This window comes from Vibrio sp. T9, assembly GCF_003123985.1.
Lineage (GTDB): Bacteria > Pseudomonadota > Gammaproteobacteria > Enterobacterales > Vibrionaceae > Vibrio > Vibrio diabolicus.
In genome coordinates, this window is sequence record NZ_NIGY01000008.1 from 304,155 (window position 1) to 322,401 (window position 18,247).

At 42.7% G+C, this 18,247-nt stretch carries 16 protein-coding genes; 8 read left to right on the forward strand and 8 right to left on the reverse strand.

Annotated elements, in window-relative coordinates; all coding sequences use genetic code 11:
* Positions 1 to 87: 87 nt before the first annotated feature.
* The 4 genes from glgC to CBX98_RS18120 all read right to left on the reverse strand — a co-directional run bounded on the left by glgC (position 88) and on the right by CBX98_RS18120 (position 5,709).
* Positions 88 to 1,305 carry a glucose-1-phosphate adenylyltransferase gene (gene glgC, locus CBX98_RS18105; protein WP_006742254.1) on the reverse strand — a complete coding sequence of 406 codons (1,218 nt, stop codon included), beginning with the start codon at positions 1,303 to 1,305 and terminating at the stop codon, positions 88 to 90.
* 410 nt (positions 1,306 to 1,715) lie between these two features.
* The gene (locus tag CBX98_RS18110) at positions 1,716 to 3,464 is read right to left on the reverse strand and encodes a formate--tetrahydrofolate ligase (RefSeq protein ID WP_109169944.1); all 1,749 of its coding nucleotides are present in this window, start codon (positions 3,462 to 3,464) and stop codon (positions 1,716 to 1,718) included.
* A 236-nt stretch (positions 3,465 to 3,700) separates the two neighbouring features.
* Complete coding sequence (locus CBX98_RS18115) at positions 3,701 to 5,005, reverse strand: inosine/guanosine kinase (RefSeq protein WP_048625017.1); 1,305 nt, start codon at positions 5,003 to 5,005, stop codon at positions 3,701 to 3,703.
* A 233-nt stretch (positions 5,006 to 5,238) separates the two neighbouring features.
* Positions 5,239 to 5,709, reverse strand: a complete 471-nt coding sequence (locus CBX98_RS18120; RefSeq protein ID WP_005397614.1) for a CreA family protein — start codon at positions 5,707 to 5,709, stop codon at positions 5,239 to 5,241.
* Positions 5,710 to 5,975: 266 nt separating this feature from the next.
* Between CBX98_RS18120 and CBX98_RS18125 the strand changes: the two genes are divergently transcribed.
* Entirely contained in the window at positions 5,976 to 6,485 is a 510-nt protein-coding gene (locus tag CBX98_RS18125) for a flavodoxin (protein ID WP_109169945.1), read from the forward strand.
* 194 nt (positions 6,486 to 6,679) lie between these two features.
* Positions 6,680 to 7,348 carry an HAD-IA family hydrolase gene (locus tag CBX98_RS18130; RefSeq protein WP_005397612.1) on the forward strand — a complete coding sequence of 223 codons (669 nt, stop codon included), beginning with the start codon at positions 6,680 to 6,682 and terminating at the stop codon, positions 7,346 to 7,348.
* 429 nt (positions 7,349 to 7,777) lie between these two features.
* On the opposite strand, the gene CBX98_RS18140 is transcribed toward CBX98_RS18130, so the two are convergent.
* Positions 7,778 to 9,208 carry a methyl-accepting chemotaxis protein gene (locus tag CBX98_RS18140; protein ID WP_109169946.1) on the reverse strand — a complete coding sequence of 477 codons (1,431 nt, stop codon included), beginning with the start codon at positions 9,206 to 9,208 and terminating at the stop codon, positions 7,778 to 7,780.
* A gap of 567 nt (positions 9,209 to 9,775) precedes the next feature.
* On the opposite strand from CBX98_RS18140, the gene CBX98_RS18150 reads away from it, so the two are divergent.
* Both CBX98_RS18150 and CBX98_RS18155 read left to right on the forward strand, forming a co-directional pair.
* Positions 9,776 to 10,378 (forward strand): ACP phosphodiesterase, encoded by a 603-nt coding sequence (locus CBX98_RS18150; RefSeq protein ID WP_109169947.1) that lies wholly within the window; start codon positions 9,776 to 9,778, stop codon positions 10,376 to 10,378.
* Positions 10,379 to 10,445: 67 nt separating this feature from the next.
* Entirely contained in the window at positions 10,446 to 11,705 is a 1,260-nt protein-coding gene (locus CBX98_RS18155) for a DEAD/DEAH box helicase (protein ID WP_085343685.1), read from the forward strand.
* A gap of 27 nt (positions 11,706 to 11,732) precedes the next feature.
* Here the strand turns inward: CBX98_RS18155 and CBX98_RS18160 are convergent, their stop codons facing one another.
* A complete protein-coding gene (locus CBX98_RS18160; RefSeq protein ID WP_109169948.1) occupies positions 11,733 to 12,521 on the reverse strand; it encodes an EAL domain-containing protein in 789 nt (262 codons plus the stop codon).
* A 186-nt stretch (positions 12,522 to 12,707) separates the two neighbouring features.
* A complete protein-coding gene (locus CBX98_RS18165; protein WP_005395531.1) occupies positions 12,708 to 13,340 on the reverse strand; it encodes a hypothetical protein in 633 nt (210 codons plus the stop codon).
* 186 nt (positions 13,341 to 13,526) lie between these two features.
* On the opposite strand from CBX98_RS18165, the gene CBX98_RS18170 reads away from it, so the two are divergent.
* The 3 genes from CBX98_RS18170 to CBX98_RS18180 all read left to right on the forward strand — a co-directional run bounded on the left by CBX98_RS18170 (position 13,527) and on the right by CBX98_RS18180 (position 15,049).
* Entirely contained in the window at positions 13,527 to 13,769 is a 243-nt protein-coding gene (locus CBX98_RS18170) for a DUF2164 domain-containing protein (RefSeq protein WP_005395529.1), read from the forward strand.
* A gap of 174 nt (positions 13,770 to 13,943) precedes the next feature.
* The gene (locus tag CBX98_RS18175; RefSeq protein WP_012842319.1) at positions 13,944 to 14,483 is read left to right on the forward strand and encodes a cytochrome b; all 540 of its coding nucleotides are present in this window, start codon (positions 13,944 to 13,946) and stop codon (positions 14,481 to 14,483) included.
* Entirely contained in the window at positions 14,480 to 15,049 is a 570-nt protein-coding gene (locus tag CBX98_RS18180; RefSeq protein ID WP_109169949.1) for a YceI family protein, read from the forward strand. Before CBX98_RS18175 ends, CBX98_RS18180 begins: the two co-directional genes overlap by 4 nt.
* 138 nt (positions 15,050 to 15,187) lie before the next feature.
* Here CBX98_RS18180 and focA read toward each other — a convergent pair whose 3' ends face one another.
* Positions 15,188 to 16,639, reverse strand: coding sequence for a formate transporter FocA (gene focA, locus CBX98_RS18185; protein ID WP_048625025.1), 1,452 nt, complete (start codon positions 16,637 to 16,639; stop codon positions 15,188 to 15,190).
* A gap of 304 nt (positions 16,640 to 16,943) precedes the next feature.
* Between focA and CBX98_RS18195 the strand changes: the two genes are divergently transcribed.
* Positions 16,944 to 17,849 (forward strand): LysR substrate-binding domain-containing protein, encoded by a 906-nt coding sequence (locus CBX98_RS18195; RefSeq protein WP_005395522.1) that lies wholly within the window; start codon positions 16,944 to 16,946, stop codon positions 17,847 to 17,849.
* The last annotated feature ends 398 nt before the right edge of the window (positions 17,850 to 18,247 follow it).

Here is an 18,247-nt window from a genome sequence, read left to right on the forward strand (position 1 = left end):
TAACTGTTATAGCCTAACGTTAATAGGCACTTAAACAAAAGCGCACGATGATGACCGTGCGCTTTTTTTGTTGCGATGGTTTGTCGTTTAATCGAATTGATAACTTTCGGGTATGACGACAATACCTTTGTCTGAGATTTTAAATCGCTTCGCATCTTCTAGTTTGTTGATGCCAATTTGAGTATGTGGCGGAATACGAACATGTTTATCAACTATGCAGTTGACCAACTGACTTCCTTCACCGACCTCTACGTCATCAAAAATGATGGAATCGACAACCGTTGCACTGTCTTGAATACGTACGTTAGAGGAAATGATGGAATGCTGTACTGAGCCTCCGGAGTTGATGACACCGGTAGCAATGATGGAGTTAATAAAAATACCTTCATTGCCCGTGGCTGACGATACGGTACGAGCTGGTGGAAACTGCGGCTCGTAAGTACGAATCGCCCAATTGGATTGATATAGGTTCATTGGTGGTACTGGCTCTAGCAGATCCATATTCGCTTCATAGAAGGAATCAATGGTACCCACGTCGCGCCAGTAGCAATCCTTATCAACGCGCCCTTTACTGCCACAAAATTGATAAGCATAAACGGATTCCGTATCAATCAGCTTAGGTATGATATCTTTTCCGAAGTCATGACTTGATGAATCGAGTTTTGAGTCGTCTTCGAGTGCTTCTTTTAAAACATCCATATCAAAGATATAGATCCCCATGGAAACGAGGCTTCTGGTTTTGCTTCCTGGAAGGGTAGGTGGGCATTCTGGTTTTTCTATAAATGAAGTAACTAGCCCGTTTTCTGCGGTGCCCATTACCCCGAATGCTGAAGCATCCTCTACGGGAACATCCATACAGGCAACGGTGAGCTTAGCACCTTTCTCTTTATGCTCTTCAAGCATTGCGGCGTAGTCCATTCGATAGATATGATCGCCGGATAACACAACCACATACTTCGCGTCATTGCGCGATAGTAACCACATGTTGTGATAAATCGCATCAGCGGTTCCTTCATACCATGCACCACCTTTGCGCATTTGAGGTGGAACCGCAGTAATGTACTCGCCAAGCTCTGGATTGAATATCGACCAACCATCTCGCAAGTGTTTTTGAAGTGAATGAGATTTGTATTGGGTCAAAACAAGGATTTTACGTAAACCTGAGTGTAAACAGTTGGTTAGTGTGAAATCTATAATTCTATACTTTCCGCCAAAAGGTACTGCTGGCTTGGTTCTATCATCGGTGAGTGGGCTGAGTCTAGACCCCATCCCTCCAGCTAAAATTACGGCGAGTGCGTCTTCCATATTATTCCCTTTCCCTTTTTTGCATGCATCAAAACGGTGCTAACCAGGAGGAAGTGGTGTACAGCGCAGAGGTTTTGAAAGTGCATGTGCTGATGTGTTTACTACTGCAAACTTTAGTACAAGATTCGAGCCATAGAATATCTCTTTAAAAATCAAAGGGGTTAAAAGTTCATCGCAAGGTAATTGCACCACATTAGTGAAGTGCTAAGTAGGCCGTGCATCAAATTGGCGCAAGATTATAGGGAAGGGGAGAAAATAAGTATGGATTTACAATGTAAAGTGAGGATAAAACAGTAAGATAAAGATAATCAAGCACGCCTCTTCGTCTGTCCAAAGTGAGTGGATATAGAAGTAAACCACTCACTCTTTAAACGTGCTTCCTTTATAGTCAACTATACGTTGATGTTACACTAAGAGAGACCGACGATATTTCCTTCATTATCAAGGTCTAAATTCATAAATGCAGGTTTATCAGGCAAACCTGGCATCGTCATCACCGTGCCTGATAACGCATACACAAACCCAGCGCCAGCACACAGACGTAACTCGCGGATAGGGACTGTAAAACCTGTCGGCGCGCCTTTGACAGCGGAATCTGTTGTTATTGATAGTGGGGTTTTCGCTATGCAAACCGCTAAGTTGTTAAAACCTAGATTTTCAAAATGGTTGAGCTGTTCAGTAGCAAGAGAACTCATTTCTATATTGGCGGCACCATAGCCAGCTTCACACACAGCCATAAGTTTTTCGTGTAACGATTGTTCTTTATTGTATAAAGGACGAAACTCTGTAGGCTGGGTACAAGCGTCAATAACATATTGAGCTAACTGAGTAGTGCCTTGCCCGCCTTGCGCAAAAGCGATGCTGATAGCGACTTTAACTTCCGGATTAAATTTCTGAACCAGCTCTTCAAGTATTTTAAGCTCTTTCTCACAATCTTGCGGAAACTGGTTAATAGCGACAACAGCTGGAATGCCATATTTATGGACGTTATTAATGTGCCATTTTAAGTTTTCAAATCCCGCTTCCAATGCTTCTTGGTCTGGATTAAAAATGGAATCTGGAATGGCCATACCTGGTCGTAAATCGTAGTGTCCAGAATTTGCTTTGAGGCCGCGTAATGTCGCTACTATCACTACACAATCTGGCGCCTTGCTGGCGGCGGCAGCTTTAATGTTACACGCTTTCTCAAATCCCATGTCCGAGCCAAACCCCGCCTCCGTTACAGTGTAACTTGATAGTTTTAGCGCGATATCGTCGGCAATAATGGATGAATTTCCATGGGCGATGTTTGCAAACGGGCCTGCGTGAATCAACGTAGGAACACCTTCCAGAGTTTGCATCAGTGTCGGTGCAATGGCCTCTTTTAATGTCACAGCCATTGCTCCTGCAACTTGCAGATCCTCAGTGGTTACCGGGTTTCCGTTCAAATCGTACGCTACGACAATTTTCCCGATACGCTGACGTAAATCTTTCAAATCTTTAGCCAGTGCAATGATAGCCATTAACTCAGACGCGGCAGAAATATCGAACCCTTCGTCGCGTTCGTATCCATTGATGGCTTTTCCTGGCTCATTTAACCCAATTTTGACTTTACGTAGTGCACGATCATTATGGTCCATTACTCGTTTCCAAGTAATGCTTGCCGTATCGATTTTAAGTGCCTTTAATCCAGTACGTGCCTCAAAGGCATCATAGCCTTCGCGCTGTTCATGATACAAGCGAGCATCAAGCGCGGCTGAAGCTAGATTATGCGCCGCCGTCACCGCATGGATGTCACCAGTAAGGTGCAAGTTCAGTTCTTCCATTGGAGCAACTTGGGAATAACCACCGCCAGCAGCACCGCCTTTAATACCGAATACAGGCCCCATAGAAGGTTGTCTAATACATGCGATAACGGATTGTCTGAGCTTAGCTAAACCTTGCGCCAGTCCGACTGTTGTAACGGTTTTTCCTTCGCCAAGTGGGGTAGGAGTGATCGCAGTAACAAGCACAAGCTTACCGTTATCATTCTCTTTGAGCCGCTCCAAACATTTTGGATGGACTTTGGCTTTGTGCTTCCCGTGAGTGTCATATTCTTCGGGTAGTAACCCTACTTTTTCCGCAATAACATCAATAGAAGAAAGTGGTGTGTTTCGGCAAATTTCAATATCTGACTGCATGGATAATCCCTAAAGTGACTCGCAGGTAGTGTTGAAAAACAATCTGAGTTGGAGCAAGTATTATTGTTGGGCAAACGTTTGCTCGGTGATGGTACTGTTTCGATTCGGTATGTAAAGAGTTTACTGCTCTATACTGTGCTACATACTAACAAAATCTACTATTTACTGGGCCAGATCAAAACAAAAAGGCCACCAAATGGTGACCTTGATGTATTTTTAGCTTTAAAGCTGTGATCTTAACGATCCCAGTAAGTTTCTTCTAAGCTATCTTCTCGTTCAGGAAGTGCTCGCGATAGGCGAGGAGAGTGTTGCGTCAACACTTCATAGCTTACTCGGTTTGCATATTTACAGATCTGAGAAAGTGATGAGTAAGTCAAACAGCGTACTTCGTGCTTTTCTGAGTTAGGCACTTCTTTTTGATGGAAAGAGTTTGCAGCCATATCATGCAGTAAAGCAGAAAGCGCCGCATCACCTGCGCCGTTGGTGTTCTTAATCTCTAGTGGACCACCTAGGTAAGGACCAATGTAAGAGTATACCTTCATTGGCTTCTCACAATCTCCTTTACGCATCGCACGACTAAATTCGTATTGGTTAAAGGCTTCAATTGAACCTTCAAGAATGTCGTGTGTGGTTTCTCGTTTTACTTTTTCGTCGGTGTAACCTGCCATGTATAGGCCATTTGGCCCAGCAGTACATAGAACAAGATCGACCCACTCAAGTGCTTTATTAGCAGCCGCTAGCGGTTCTGTCTCGCCTGTTAATGCGGCGCCTTCTTCTTCATTCATTGCAACAACAGATATGTTCTCGCGAATGTACTCTTGCCACCACTGCGCGTTACCTTCGATAACGTACTTTGTGCCTAAAGTCAGTACAACAGGGACATCGTGCTTCTTGGCAAAGTCGATCGCTTTTTGTACTGCTTTCGGCATTGGATCCTCTTCTTTACCGCGCATTAGGTAAGAAGAAACAACCAGAGCTGATGCTTTCTCAAAGATCTCTTCAGGAATGCTTTCCGGAAGTAGTTGGTTCATGTGACCTTCATTGATAGCAAATGTGCGTTCGCCATCTTGAGAAATCAGGGTATAGCAACGACCAATAGGACCATCTACCGTTTGTAGGTGGTTGAGGTTCATGCGTGAAGACGTGCGGCAAAGGTAGCGGTAAGCAAAAGAACCAACTTGAATGTTCTTGGACATCACACCGAGCAAAACGGATTTGCTATCCGCCAATACTGAGTAATTGTGCAGAGTGTTGCCAATCGTGTCACCTGGGTATTGGTGTGTGATCAGGCCTTGCTCAACCAGTTCTTCGTAAAGTGCATCTGCTTTGCTTTCTTCAAGAACGAGTGAATGTCCTTTACTTAGGTTGTATTTTTCTAAAAACGCATCATCTACACGCGCTTCGATATCTACGATGGTTTGACCGACACCAACGATAGTTGGACGATATAGCTTAGGCGCTTGTCGGATTTGGTTTACTAATGGATCTCGAGCGTGAGTTGGGAAGTAGTGTTTAGATTTACGCTGACCAGGAAACTTCATGCTTGTTCTTGAGTGAGAAAAAAAAAGAGGCGGGATTGTATCACAAAAAAATGAAAATCGTGGCGTTTTATTACAAAGAAGTTTGCCCGCTGAAAAAACCAGCGAGCTGGAGAAATTGCGACCAAGATAGCCTAAATTACTGATGCTTATAGTACTGCAATTGGTCGCTTTTCAGATTGTTGATCGGTTATTCTCTTTAACAACGAGCTTGGAGCTACCCAAAATTAGCTGCGTTACTTTTTCACTTCAGTTGGCTCAACGTAAGCCTTGGTGCCCCAAAGTGGAACCGTCGATAGGCTGTGCTTAAAGCTACCGTCTGTCTCTTTTGTTGTGTAAGACAGGTAGAGTAAGGTTTGGTTGTCTGCATCATAAATTCGGCGAACCTTCATTGTTTTGAAGAAAATACTTTTTGACTTCTTAAATACAATTTCGCCAGACTTACTTTTATCTATTTTTGCAATCATTTCAGGCGTGATTTCGCCAGTCTGACGACATGATATTGAGCTGTCACTTGGATCCGCTAAGCTAAAATCGGCTTCGATAGAAGCTATATGACACGTTACCCCCGTGACTACCTCGTCTTTTAATTCACCGACTTTGATGTCTTTCAAAGTAAACCAACCGAGTCCTACATCAGCAACATCGTTATCTGAACAACCAACCAGCGTAGTAGCAAGCAATGCACTTAACAGCATCTTTTTCATTATTTTTGTCCTTAACTAGGAAAGATATTGATGAAATCTATCAGAGGTTTGCAACTAAAACAAAATTTAGCCAAGGAAAGGTCTACGTACGCTAGGTTTGTTGTAGGCTTCATGCTAATGTACTGCTCTAAACGAAATGATGAGTTAGAGTGACCATACTTTCTCCCAATATGTTTGACTTTATATCGCTTGTCGCTCTGTCTAAGCTTCACTCTATGTGAGAATGAAACACTTTGCACATTTCGTTTTGCAACTAAGGTATCAAAATGAATGAACAACAGTTAGCCAGTATCGAGCGTAAAAATACATGGCTGTATGATCTGGTTGAAGTTGAATTTCCAACACCAGAGAGTCTGAAAGGGCGTGATGTCTATTTCAAAGCACTAGAACAAGCAACCTATCAAGTGGTCGACAAAGACACGCTACTTGAAAGTAATTCTGAATTTAGCTCTGACGATATTTTTCTGGTCGATTTTCACCGACTTACTATCATGTTTTCTGTCCTGCAGTCTCAGCGTTGGGATCAACAGTACGATAAAGATATGATTGTGGAATATCTCACTCAGATAATTCTAACGCCAGATTTTGAGTTATATGTTGGTTTTAAAGCTGGAGCTCCAATTGGTGCCGCTATTATTAGCCACCTTGAAGGAAACACGCTTATCTCTGATGTCGCGGTTTCTGAATCAAAATACAAGAGTTCGTTTGTGGCGGATCTTGCTAAAAGACTAAGTACCGAACACAAGCTTTTAGATTCGGTGATTATTGAAAGCTAATTTGCGCACTCAAATGCATAAAAAGCAAAGCAAGATGACGATAGGTGATCTTGCTTAGAAAAACTGTAATTGCTCCCCTCTATTTCCATGAAATGCCAAGCTCGTCGTTTCAACAATCCCAAACTTAAATAAGATTAAGCCAACATTTTTAAAATCAGCTAGGGCATTAGCCTTTAAGATGTCTGGAGATGGCTATGGCAATTACCAATATTAAGTGCGTGATATTTGATTGTGATGGTACGTTGGTCGATAGTGAACGATTGTGTTGCCAAGCTCTCGTCAATGTATTTAACCTGCATGGCGCAGAATTAACGATGGAAGAGTGCGTTTCTCATTTTAAAGGAGGAAAGCTCGCTGACATCCTTTTAGATACTAAAGAGCTGAAAGATATCAAAGTCCCTATTGATGTCTTAGAGCCGCAATACCGTGAAGAAGTCCAGTCTCTTTTTGTTCGCCACTTACAGCCGATGGATGGCGCAAAGCGATTAATTCAGTTTTTAGATTCGCATAATATCGAATATTGTGTCGCGTCCAATGGGCCGAAAGATAAAATAGAATACGCATTGGAGTTAACAGGATTGCTCGATGCTTTCCAAGGGAAAGTGTTCTCTGCATTCGATGCGAATAGTTGGAAGCCTGAACCTGACTTAATTATGTACAGTGCAATGAGCATGGGCTTTTTACCGAGCGACTGTCTTTATATTGATGACACACCTAAAGGCGTAGAAGCGGGATTAAACGCTGGCATTAAAACCGTACAGCTATTTAATGGTGAGGCAATCAATCGTGTTGATGATGAACGCGTAATTCGCATTCAACATTTAGATGAATTAAAAGAGCAGCTATTTAGCTGCTCTGTTTAATCTCTTAATGGCACACCGTACTTAAGCTATGGATATGTTTAAGTTTGGACTGTAGGTAAGGGGTTTGATGTAGGCATTGGATGGATGAGAAGCTTTTTGTATGAAATCCGCAAGCAGCGCATGTGAATTTCTCTCCATCCGATGAAATGAGATATTCATCCCCCTGGCAGAGAGGGCAACTTAGGTTTTCGATGTCTTTTGTATCTTTGTAATTATTCATATTGTTTTCCAGCAGCAAATTGGAATTGGCAGGATTAAGCATAGCGGAACGCTTTGTTTATGAACATTATTTCATCAGGTACAGCGAGAACTTGAGATTCACTTCAAATATCCACTTGTGTGTAGTAGAAAATATCGACGATAACGGCTGAAAACGGTTTAAAGAAAAGGGCTCCTGAGGAGCCCTTGTTGATCATAAATGCTGCAAAGTTATGCTGTGCGGTAGCGTTGTAATACCTCACCAAGAGACACTGACGCCTGAGTGAGATTAGCTACCCCTACGGTAGATTGCTCTGCAACTTCTCTGATTGTGCTCGACTGGCTGCGAATTTCTGAAAGCTCAGATGCAATATCGTTGGCGACTGCGCTTTGTTCTTCTGCTGAGGTGGAAATTTGGATACTCATGTCCATCAATGAGCGTGCGGATTCAGCAATGGACGTCACATCATGACCAATTTCATCAATAAGCTGGCTACTGGTTTGCGCTTGTTGAACGGTTCGGTCAGTGATTGAAGCAATGTTCTGGCTCTCGGTTTGTAGTTTCTCAATCATGGCTTGAATTTCTACTGTTGCCTGTTGAGTTCGGCTTGCCAATGTACGCACTTCATCAGCAACCACAGCAAATCCACGACCTTGCTCCCCGGCGCGTGCCGCTTCAATTGCCGCATTCAGAGCCAATAGGTTGGTTTGTTCTGAAATGGCATTGATCGTTGTGATAACGTCATTAATCTGCGTCGTGTTCTCATTTAAGTTGGTTACTGACGTGGAAGCCTGTTCAATATAGCTGGATAACGTCTCAATTTCTCCAATCACATTTTGCACGCGATTTCTGCTTAGCTCGATCTTTTGAGCATCCTGATCGGATTGCATCGTCGCTTGTTGGGAAATGCTGGATACTTCTTTTGCAGAGGCTGTCATTTCTTCCATTGCTGTCGCGACGGAATCGAGTGTTTGATATTGATGAGATATCTGCGTTTCGCTCAACTGCATATCTTTTTCGAATGCAGAAGATGTCTCACTCAATGTAGCCGCATTATTTTTCACACTGTTAACTAGTTCACTTAAGGTGTCCATCGATTTATCTAACGCGCAACCAATGGTGCCAAACTCGTCTCGGCCAGGATGAAAACCAAGGCGAGAGGTTAAATCACCTTCACCAATTTTTTCGGTTGTCGTATATAAAACCCACAGGGCGCCTCCTATAAAGGTCGCAACCCAGTAAGAGAAAAGGGCAAAAGGAACAACCCATAAAAAGCTGAGTAACAGAGAGGTTAAGGCTGACGACTTTGCAGATTCGTATTGCGCGGATACGTTTTGAGTCAACTTAATCACTTCGCCAGAATGCAACTTTGCATAAGCGGTGACAGAGCCATCAACAAAAGAGCTCTCGCTTACGCGACTTGATTTCGATACGCCGTCAATTTGTGAAACATGACCTGGTTGAGCGTCAACAATACCAGAAAGTTTCGCTTCGCTAGCAGAAATCGCTTGTTGTTTAAATTGTTGTATTTCATTGAAGTAGCGGCTTCCAGCCACAGAAGTGAGGGCTACTAAAAACAGCAGGAATATAACCCACATTTTGTCGTTGATAGACATCTTGATAAACAGCCTGTCTATCGTTCTAAACTCAACTTCTCTCATTTAAAGCTCCATTAGAGATAAAAGATATTGACCAAATCTATTGCTATATCGAAACAAAATATGCGAAGTTAATCAGCAAAATATGTAACGAAAACTAAATTTAGTTTAAGAAATGAGATCTAAGGACGCCTATAACGGTATGTTATATCTTTAAATTGACATAAATATTGATAAAGAGCTATTTCTCTGTAGTGCTAAGTAGATATGAAATCTGGTTGCAAACGTTTACTTTTGATTCTGCTCATAGGTTTTTAAATCTTTACTTCTCGCTGTCATGAATGTGTCATATAAAGACTATAAAAAGGAGTTGTTGACGTGGATATGGCAAGGCCAAGCCGTCAGCAAGTACAAGCAAGAGAGCTTAAAATAAAGGAGGTCACAATGAGCGACCAATACCAAAACGATGAGAGCCTAGAGCTGCTAGATGCGCTTGAAATTGGCATTATCTTGTCGGAATACGTTGGCTCAGACAACGAAGCCGAATAGCGGAACACTCTCATCTCGTCGTAATTGACGTTATACTAAGTTCATGTCACACCAAGCCTTAAAGGCCAAAACTGGCGTCGGATGAACTTTCTAGCCCACCTGCATATCGCAGACCACTGTAACAGCCATTTATTGGGAAACTTGCTTGGAGACTTCGTAAAAGGAGATCCAAGCAAGCTGTATGAACGTGATATCTCTAACGGCATCAAATTACATAGATTTGTTGACCGCATTACTGATCACCATCCTATTGTTAACGAATGCAAACCTCACTTCAAAGGTACTGCGCGGCGCTTTGCCCCTATCGCTCTCGATATGTTCTGGGACCATTGTCTCGCAAAACACTGGAACGACTTTTATGCCGTATCTCTCGAACACTTTGTCGATTCGGCATACGAGCGAGTAAACCGTGACGTTAATGAACATTTGCCGCCGCGTTTTTTGGTGCTCCACAGCCGGATGTGGCACGGTCGATGGCTTCAGTCATACCAAGACCTGGATAATATCGAATTTGCACTACATCGAATGTCGCAAAGAAGCCCGAGAATGGCTGACCTTACTACAACATTTAAAGTGATTGAGAGTGATTACACAGAATTGGAAGAGAAGTTCTCGACACTCTATCGAGACGTTTTACGCCAGTCGTATGATTTTCAGCAACAGCTTATTGATTCAGCCCAATGAGATAGAAAAGTAGTATGGCTATTGGGGCTCTGGTAAACTCTGCGCTCCAAAAATAATGAGGTTACACATGTCTGTTAATTTTGCTGACTTAGGCATTGAACAAAAGCTAATCGAAACGCTAAGCAATCTAAATATCGTGACGCCAACACCAGTGCAAGAAAAGTCTATTCCACATGTCCTTGAAGGAAAGAACTTACTTGCTGCTGCACAAACTGGTACGGGGAAAACAGCTGCGTTTGGTTTACCTATTATACAAACCGTTCAGCAAAAGAAACTCAACGGTACGCCTCAAGCATTGGTTTTGGTTCCAACACGCGAGCTTGCGCAGCAGGTATTTGATAATTTGAATCAGTACTCTGCACAAACCGAACTTCGCATTGTGTGTGTTTATGGTGGTACAAGCATTGGCGTACAAAAGAGGAAGTTAGAAGAGGGCGCTGATATTTTGATTGCAACACCAGGTCGCCTTTTGGATCATCTGTTTAATGGCAACGTAAACATCTCCAAAACCAGTATGCTCGTTCTAGACGAAGCCGACCGTATGTTAGATATGGGATTCTGGCCTGACTTGCAACGCATCTTCCGACGTTTACCCGCCGAAAAACAGATCCTGTTGTTCTCTGCGACATTTGAAAAGCGAATCAAGACTATTGCGTACAAACTCATGGAATCGCCGGTTGAAGTTGAAGTGTCACCAGCAAACACGACGGCTGAAACAGTAAAACAGATGGTTTATCCGGTAGACAAAAAGCGTAAACGTGAATTATTGGCGTACTTGATTGGCTCGCGCAATTGGCAGCAAGTGCTTGTATTTACAAAAACTAAGCAAGGTAGCGATGAGCTAGCAAAAGAGCTTAAGTTAGATGGCATAAAAGCGGTTTCAATTAACGGGGATAAGTCACAGGGTGCGCGTCAAAGAGCGTTGGATGAGTTCAAGCAAGGTAAGGTGCGTGCGTTGATTGCGACAGATGTAGCAGCACGAGGACTGGATATTCAAGAGTTAGAGCAAGTGGTGAACTTTGATATGCCATTTAAAGCCGAAGATTATGTCCACCGTATAGGCCGTACTGGCCGTGCAGGAAAGTCGGGGTTAGCTGTGTCTCTAATGAGTCGAGATGAAGAATATTTATTGCATGCTATCGAGAATTTGCTTGATCAACGCCTACCGCAAGAATGGTTGGCAGGCTTCGAGCCAAGTCTTATAGAAGAAGTCGAGCCTGAGAAAAATGGTAGTGGGCGCCGTCGAAGCCGTTCATCAGAGAAGCGTAAGCTAAAAGCAAAATTAGCGATTCATAAGAACCGTGGTAAATCACGTAACTCTCGCTAAACCGCACAAACTTTTGTTCTTACATAGTCAGGCTGTTTTTGCCTCTTCATAAACGTCTAACGTTTGCGGGATAGCGAGTAGGTATCCTTGATACATATCGAAACCGAGTTTTTTCATTAAGTTAAGTTGATGCTCGGTTTCAATTCCTTCGATAACGGTTTTAGAGCGCAACGTTCTTGCTAGTGATAATGCATCGACTAGAGCTTTCCAGTCACCATTTTCGTATCTCAGCATTAACGAGCGATCCATCTTTATTATGTCTGGACGAACGCCTTTCACTCGTTCAATTGTTGAGGCATTGACGCCATAATCGTCGATCGCCAATTTAAACTCGCCTTGGCTTAATTCACGAGCTGCTTGCGACAACGAGGACTCGTCTTCTACGTTCAACTCAAGCAACTCCATGACGATTTGTTCATTTACTAAATGAGATTGATAAATGGTTTGTTTTAGCAGCCTATTGTACGTGATGTCTCTGGCTAGTATTTTTGCTGCTTCTGGTAATACATTAAGAAACAGTTGTTTATTGTGAAAGTGAGATTGGGCAAAGTTTTTGATATGAATTAGGCGACTTAAGCGTTCGACATTGAGTAGGTCTTGAGCGGCAATGGTTTTTGATTGGAAAAACTGATCTGGCCTGATCATGGTGCCATTAGCATTGGTAATTCTTACTAGTGCCTCAAGGCCAACGATAGAAATATCTTTTTTATATATAGGTTGAAAGACACTTCGAAGAGTGAGCTTTGCGTATTTCGCAATATATTGCCCGTCGGCTTGTTTGCGGATGCAACTAAGGAGTTGCGAGGTGCTCATCATTGTTACAACAACCTAAATCAATGCTTCTACATCAGCGCTATCGTGCTAATTTTTTATTTCATTGGCAGTGAATCTAAGTGGGCTCATGAACTCAAGCAAGAACGATGGTAAGAGATGATTAGATTTGTCGAGTGATATCAAACAAATTGATGAAATGACTGACAATCTTCCTATTGCAATTTGATGTTACCATTGTAGTACTGCATACAGTTGTAAGTATTTTCTGACCAACTGTTGTTTGTTCGAGCGACGCAAAGGATGACCAAACTTAATGTAACAAGGGCTAATGCCAAATCGAGTGTCTAACGATTGCGTGAGCTGCGATTCGCTGGTGTACAGCGTGATGCCTTGCTCCGTGTATTCGTTGATCTGATCGGGCAGTTCTCCCATCCACCAATGAAGCAACTCTCGGCTCGTTTTGCTGCGACTGATCCAGTGATCACAAACTAAAAAGAGTAGATCATTCGGTTGCAGCGCATAACCGTATTCGCTTTGCCATTCCGTAATTGATGAGAGTAAGTTCTCTCGACAAGATTTTCCCGCACTGACCATATGGTGACTCAGGACCCAAACCGTGCCTATTTCAGATGAAATACGGTAGTGATGAGGCAGGTCCGGAGTATTTAAAACTTCAATTGGTTTTACCACGCTGTTGTATCCGAAGTGACGGAAAGTGTGTTCCATTCTTCTTGAAAACGCGAGACCAAGATGATGCTCACTCATGCCTTGGTTATGTACCGCAGGGTAATGCTTTTCACACAGCTTAAGACAGTCGTCTTGAAAATCATTAACACTTTGAATCACTAGGTCGAGTAGCAAAGAATATCCCTTAATAATTAACAAAACGAACTGCAAAAGGTTAGCATAGTCTTTTGAGAATAGACTAATTTACTTCGGCAACTTCTTGATCTAAACACCAAATTTCTCACAAATGATCGCGCCTACTCTTTAAGAGAGCAAGACGATAGAAGCACACATAGAACAAAATTCTGAAAAAGGGCAAAGATGATAAAGTTAGAACGTGCACAAAAAGAAACGCTGGCAACCGCCATTCAAGATTATATGCAGGACGAACTAGATGTTGAGATTGGCCAGTTCGATAGTGAATTTCTTATTGATTTCATTACAGAAAAACTAGGGCCAATTTATTACAACAAGGGGGTGGAAGATGCAAAATCACTGGTTGAACGTAGAATGTTAGAAGTGTCCGAAGAGCTGTATGAGATAGAACAAGAAGTTAAGCTGTAAGTTTCAGTTTTATAAACGATTTAAAGTTCCTTCAAAAAATTCGAACAACTTGATAGATACGGTGCCATTGGCTGGATGTAAATGATGGTAAATAATCTGTTTCATATGACGTAAATAGGTTAATGTAGTGTTTCTTGCTCAACATTAACTTAGGAATATATCTAGGAACTTGAGATGGATACACTGGTAAAGAATTACAACCTTACTGCACGCGTGATGCACTGGTTATCTGCGCTGTGCATTATTGGTCTATTTGCAGTGGGTTTGTGGATGGTCGACCTTAGCTATTACAGCGAATGGTATCGAACTGCGCCACATTACCATCGCTCTGTCGGTATTTTACTCGCTATTTTAACTTTGGCACGCATTGTATGGAAACATGTTACGGCGTCACCAAAGGTAGAAGGCAAACCTTACGAAGTGCTTGCTGCTAAAGCAGCTCATGGTGTTATGTACCTACTATTGGTCACCATCTTTGTTTCAGGTTACCTCATTTCAACGTCTGATGGACGCGGTATCGAAGTGTTTAATTGGTTTACCGTGCCAGGAGCGGGAGAGTTATTCCCAGGACAATCAGACATAGCGGGTGAAATTCACTTCTACGCAGCTTGGGCCGTCATCCTGATAGCAGGTTTGCACGCTATTGCTGCGCTAAAACACCACTTTATCGATAAAGACAACACATTAAGAAAAATGTTAGGAGCTTCAAAATGAAAAAGTCACTCTTCGCTACAGGATTAGCTATCGCTATGGCACTACCATTTGGTGCGCAAGCTGCAGATTATGTCATCGATACCAAAGGTGCTCACGCTTCAATTAACTTTAAAGTTAGTCACTTGGGTTACAGCTTCATCAAAGGTCGTTTCAATACATTTTCTGGTGACTTTTCTTTTGATGAGAACAACATTGCCGATTCAAAAGTGAATGTTGTTGTTGATACAACCAGCTTAGACTCCAACCACGCTGAACGTGACAAGCACATTCGTAGTGGTGACTTCATTGATGCTGGTAAATACAGCGAAGCGACCTTTAAAAGCACAAAAGTGGTTGATAAAGGCAATGGCAAGCTAGATGTAACTGGTGATCTAACGCTACACGGTGTTACTAAGCCTATTACTATCGAAGCTGCATTCGTTGGCGCAGGTAGTGACCCATGGGGTGGTGAGCGCGCTGGCTTCGTTGGTAACACTCGCCTTGAGCTTGCTGACTTTGATATCCCAGTAATGGGTGCTTCAAGCTATGTTGATATGGAACTTCATATCGAAGGCGTTAAGAAGTAACGAACTTCTTTTAGATGCAGTAAAAGCGCTCTTCAACGGAAGAGCGCTTTTTTATTACCTCAATCACAATCGACAACCTTGGCAAGCCAGTCAGTGACAGCGATTGAAAGCCAACAGACGTTGCAAGCGTTTAATGAATTACGCTGTTTCTAACTCGTTTTTTTCTACTAGGTTTAAACGCTCACCAAAAATCGGGCGTAGTGCTGTTAATACTTCAGTACGAGTAACAACACCGACCATCTGGCCATTTTCAAGTACAGGAAGTACTTGTGGCTTGCTCACTTTGATGCTTTTTGCGCGTTCTTCTAAAGATAGAGACGTCATGCGAGTGGCGATGCCCATGCTGCTCGTTGGGTACAACTGCTCTTTATCGATACATAGGAATTCGACAACATCAACGAGACGATCACCAGCATCAATTGCGACCACATCGCGGCTCATGATGTCGACGACTTTTTGGTCTTTCACCGGAATGTAGTCCTCACACCATAGTTCTACCATCACATCGTGAGCAGAGAAGAAACCAACCAATCGATTTTGTACGTCTACAACAGGTGCGCTAGTTACGTTGTTGTCAAGTAGCACATCCAGTGCGATTGCTATCGGTGTTTCTGCACTGATGGTAACTGGTTTTGGGTTCATAATGTCTTTAACAAAAGATGCGTTTTTCATGGTGAAATCCTTAACTGACGAGAGTGTTGTAGTCGTTGTGATAGAAGATATATTCGCTGCTTTTAGTTCTGGTCGGCGAAAAATACACCAGTTTGCAAGACCAACTAAAACCGCTCCGCCGACGATGTTGCCAAGCGTGACAGGAATTAAGTTAGCGGTAATAAAGTGGCCAATATTTAAGTCTGCGTACTGTGAAGCGGGCACACCGACGGAGGCCCAAAAAGACTCAGGTGCAAAATTCGCGATAACAATGCCAAGTGGAACCATAAACATGTTCGCGACACAGTGTTCAAAGCCACTGCTGACAAACATGGCCACAGGCATGATTGTCATTGCTGCTTTTGTCATTGCATTTGCAGAGCTAAACGTTAACCAAATCGCGAGGCAGACCAATAGGTTACAAAGGATGCCGAGCGCAAACGCCTGAATGAGAGTGTGATGAAGCTTGTGCTGCGCGATGTTAAGCGCATTTAACCCCCATTGACCGCTATCCATTTGATAAAGACCAGCTGCAGTAACTAGCGCAAGTAGGAACATCGCACCAATGAAGTTGCCAACGTAAACCTTGCCCCAAATAGAAAGCATTTTTCCGAACGAGATTTGCTTATTGGCCCATGAGATACTGGAAAGAACTGAGCTGGTAAATAGTTCACCACCGCAGATCACGATGAGGATCAAGCCCATACTAAATGCTAATCCGCCAGCAAGACGGCTTAAGCCCCAACCAGCACCAGCGCTGCCAGTAGTCACCGTGATGTAAAACAAGAACGCCAATCCAATGAACGCGCCCGCCATGATGGCAAGACTCAGTGTCATACTGCTGGTTTTGTTTGCTTTACTCAACGCAAATTTTTCCGCTTCAGCCATCATTTCTTTTGGAGAAAAGTACTGGTGATTTTGAGAGCTGGTCACCGCCATATTGACTCCTTAATTTGTAATCGCATAAAAATTCCTTGGTTATTAACTCAAAAATGAAATTGTTGTTTTTATTTAGAAGCCTCAATGACTTCAGTCTCAAAGTCATTGAGGCTTGCGGTGTTCCCGAACCGCACAGTCAGAATAAGGAGAAGGGTTTGGTAGGTAAAATTGATAATATTTAGAAACCTCATCAAATTAATTGATAACTTTATGCGGCTAGGTAAAATGAACTCTATTGCTTATTGGGGCATGTTTTTAACGATTGTGAGGGTATGAAAAATACTCACCAATAATGGAGGACACTTTGCGCTACTCACTTAAGCAATTAGCGGTTTTTGACGCAGTTGCAGATACCGGCAGTGTAAGCCAGGCCGCAGAGAAACTGGCTTTGACACAATCAGCGACAAGTATGTCGCTTGCGCAATTAGAAAAAATGCTTGGCAGGCCTTTATTTGAGAGGCAGGGCAAGCAAATGGCGTTAACCCATTGGGGTATGTGGTTACGACCAAAAGCAAAACGCTTATTACAAGACGCACTGCAGATTGAAATGGGCTTTTATGAGCAACATTTGTTAAGCGGTGAGATTCGCATGGGCGCGAGTCAAACTCCGGCAGAGCATCTGGTTCCAGACCTTATCAGTATCATTGATAATGACTTTCCAGAAATGCGTATTTCCCTTGGTGTTCAGAGTACAAAAGGGGTTATTGATGGCGTATTAGATTATAAATATGATTTAGGGATCATCGAGGGGCGTTGTGACGATAACCGTTTGCACCAAGAAGTCTGGTGCCGAGACCATCTTACTGTTGTCGCTGCTTCTCATCATCCTTTTGCTCGCAATCAATCTGTAAGCCTCGCTCAGTTAGAACAAGCGAAGTGGGTGTTGAGAGAGCATGGCTCTGGCACACGAAAAACATTTGATAGCTCTATTCATCATCTTATTGAAGATTTGGATGTATGGCGAGAGTACGAGCACGTTCCGGTGTTACGCAGCTTAGTTGCTAACGGCCAGTACCTTACTTGTTTACCGTATTTAGATGTAGAGCGATATATAGAAGCGGGTCATCTTGTTGCGTTAAATGTGCCCGAGCTAAAAATGGAAAGGACACTTTCATTTATATGGCGAGCTGATATGGCAGAAAACCCACTAGTCGACTGCATTAAACGAGAAGGTCTGCGAATGATGAAAGGTAAGCCTTCGGTATTATAAGTTACTACTCAATACACGCAATAAACTCTAGAAGCACAGCAATGCCACTCGCTTAATTGGGAGTGGCATATTTCTATGTACAGTATACTGAACTTCGAAGAATAAGCGTGATTCAGGAGCTTTTATGCACTCACTTGGTGAACCATGATTCTGCACGCCGATATTAGCTTCCAGTCTCGTTAAAGCTTGCTGGAGTGACCTATTAGAACTGTCCTACACACATCCTTTTTTACCGAGTATTAGAAATACTCATTCCCTAAATCTGTTGATTTATCGGTTGCGTCAAACTTTTAGTGCAAGTCATGAAATTGTTATAACCTTATTGTGATCATTATCACCGATAAACAAGACTGATGTATCTAACATGTGTCCTTGATTTCAATGTATGAAGGCAGTTA

What these genes read in the sequence shown, in the direction of transcription:
- glgC (WP_006742254.1), bottom strand. Translation starts at nt 1,305, where the DNA reads ATGGAAGACGCACTCGCCGTAATTTTAGCTGGAGGGATGGGGTCTAGA.
- CBX98_RS18110 (WP_109169944.1), bottom strand. Translation starts at nt 3,464, where the DNA reads ATGCAGTCAGATATTGAAATTTGCCGAAACACACCACTTTCTTCTATT.
- CBX98_RS18115 (WP_048625017.1), bottom strand. Translation starts at nt 5,005, where the DNA reads ATGAAGTTTCCTGGTCAGCGTAAATCTAAACACTACTTCCCAACTCAC.
- CBX98_RS18120 (WP_005397614.1), bottom strand. Translation starts at nt 5,709, where the DNA reads ATGAAAAAGATGCTGTTAAGTGCATTGCTTGCTACTACGCTGGTTGGT.
- CBX98_RS18125 (WP_109169945.1), top strand. Translation starts at nt 5,976, where the DNA reads ATGAATGAACAACAGTTAGCCAGTATCGAGCGTAAAAATACATGGCTG.
- CBX98_RS18130 (WP_005397612.1), top strand. Translation starts at nt 6,680, where the DNA reads ATGGCAATTACCAATATTAAGTGCGTGATATTTGATTGTGATGGTACG.
- CBX98_RS18140 (WP_109169946.1), bottom strand. Translation starts at nt 9,208, where the DNA reads ATGAGAGAAGTTGAGTTTAGAACGATAGACAGGCTGTTTATCAAGATG.
- CBX98_RS18150 (WP_109169947.1), top strand. Translation starts at nt 9,776, where the DNA reads ATGAACTTTCTAGCCCACCTGCATATCGCAGACCACTGTAACAGCCAT.
- CBX98_RS18155 (WP_085343685.1), top strand. Translation starts at nt 10,446, where the DNA reads ATGTCTGTTAATTTTGCTGACTTAGGCATTGAACAAAAGCTAATCGAA.
- CBX98_RS18160 (WP_109169948.1), bottom strand. Translation starts at nt 12,521, where the DNA reads ATGATGAGCACCTCGCAACTCCTTAGTTGCATCCGCAAACAAGCCGAC.
- CBX98_RS18170 (WP_005395529.1), top strand. Translation starts at nt 13,527, where the DNA reads ATGATAAAGTTAGAACGTGCACAAAAAGAAACGCTGGCAACCGCCATT.
- CBX98_RS18175 (WP_012842319.1), top strand. Translation starts at nt 13,944, where the DNA reads ATGGATACACTGGTAAAGAATTACAACCTTACTGCACGCGTGATGCAC.
- CBX98_RS18180 (WP_109169949.1), top strand. Translation starts at nt 14,480, where the DNA reads ATGAAAAAGTCACTCTTCGCTACAGGATTAGCTATCGCTATGGCACTA.
- focA (WP_048625025.1), bottom strand. Translation starts at nt 16,639, where the DNA reads ATGGCGGTGACCAGCTCTCAAAATCACCAGTACTTTTCTCCAAAAGAA.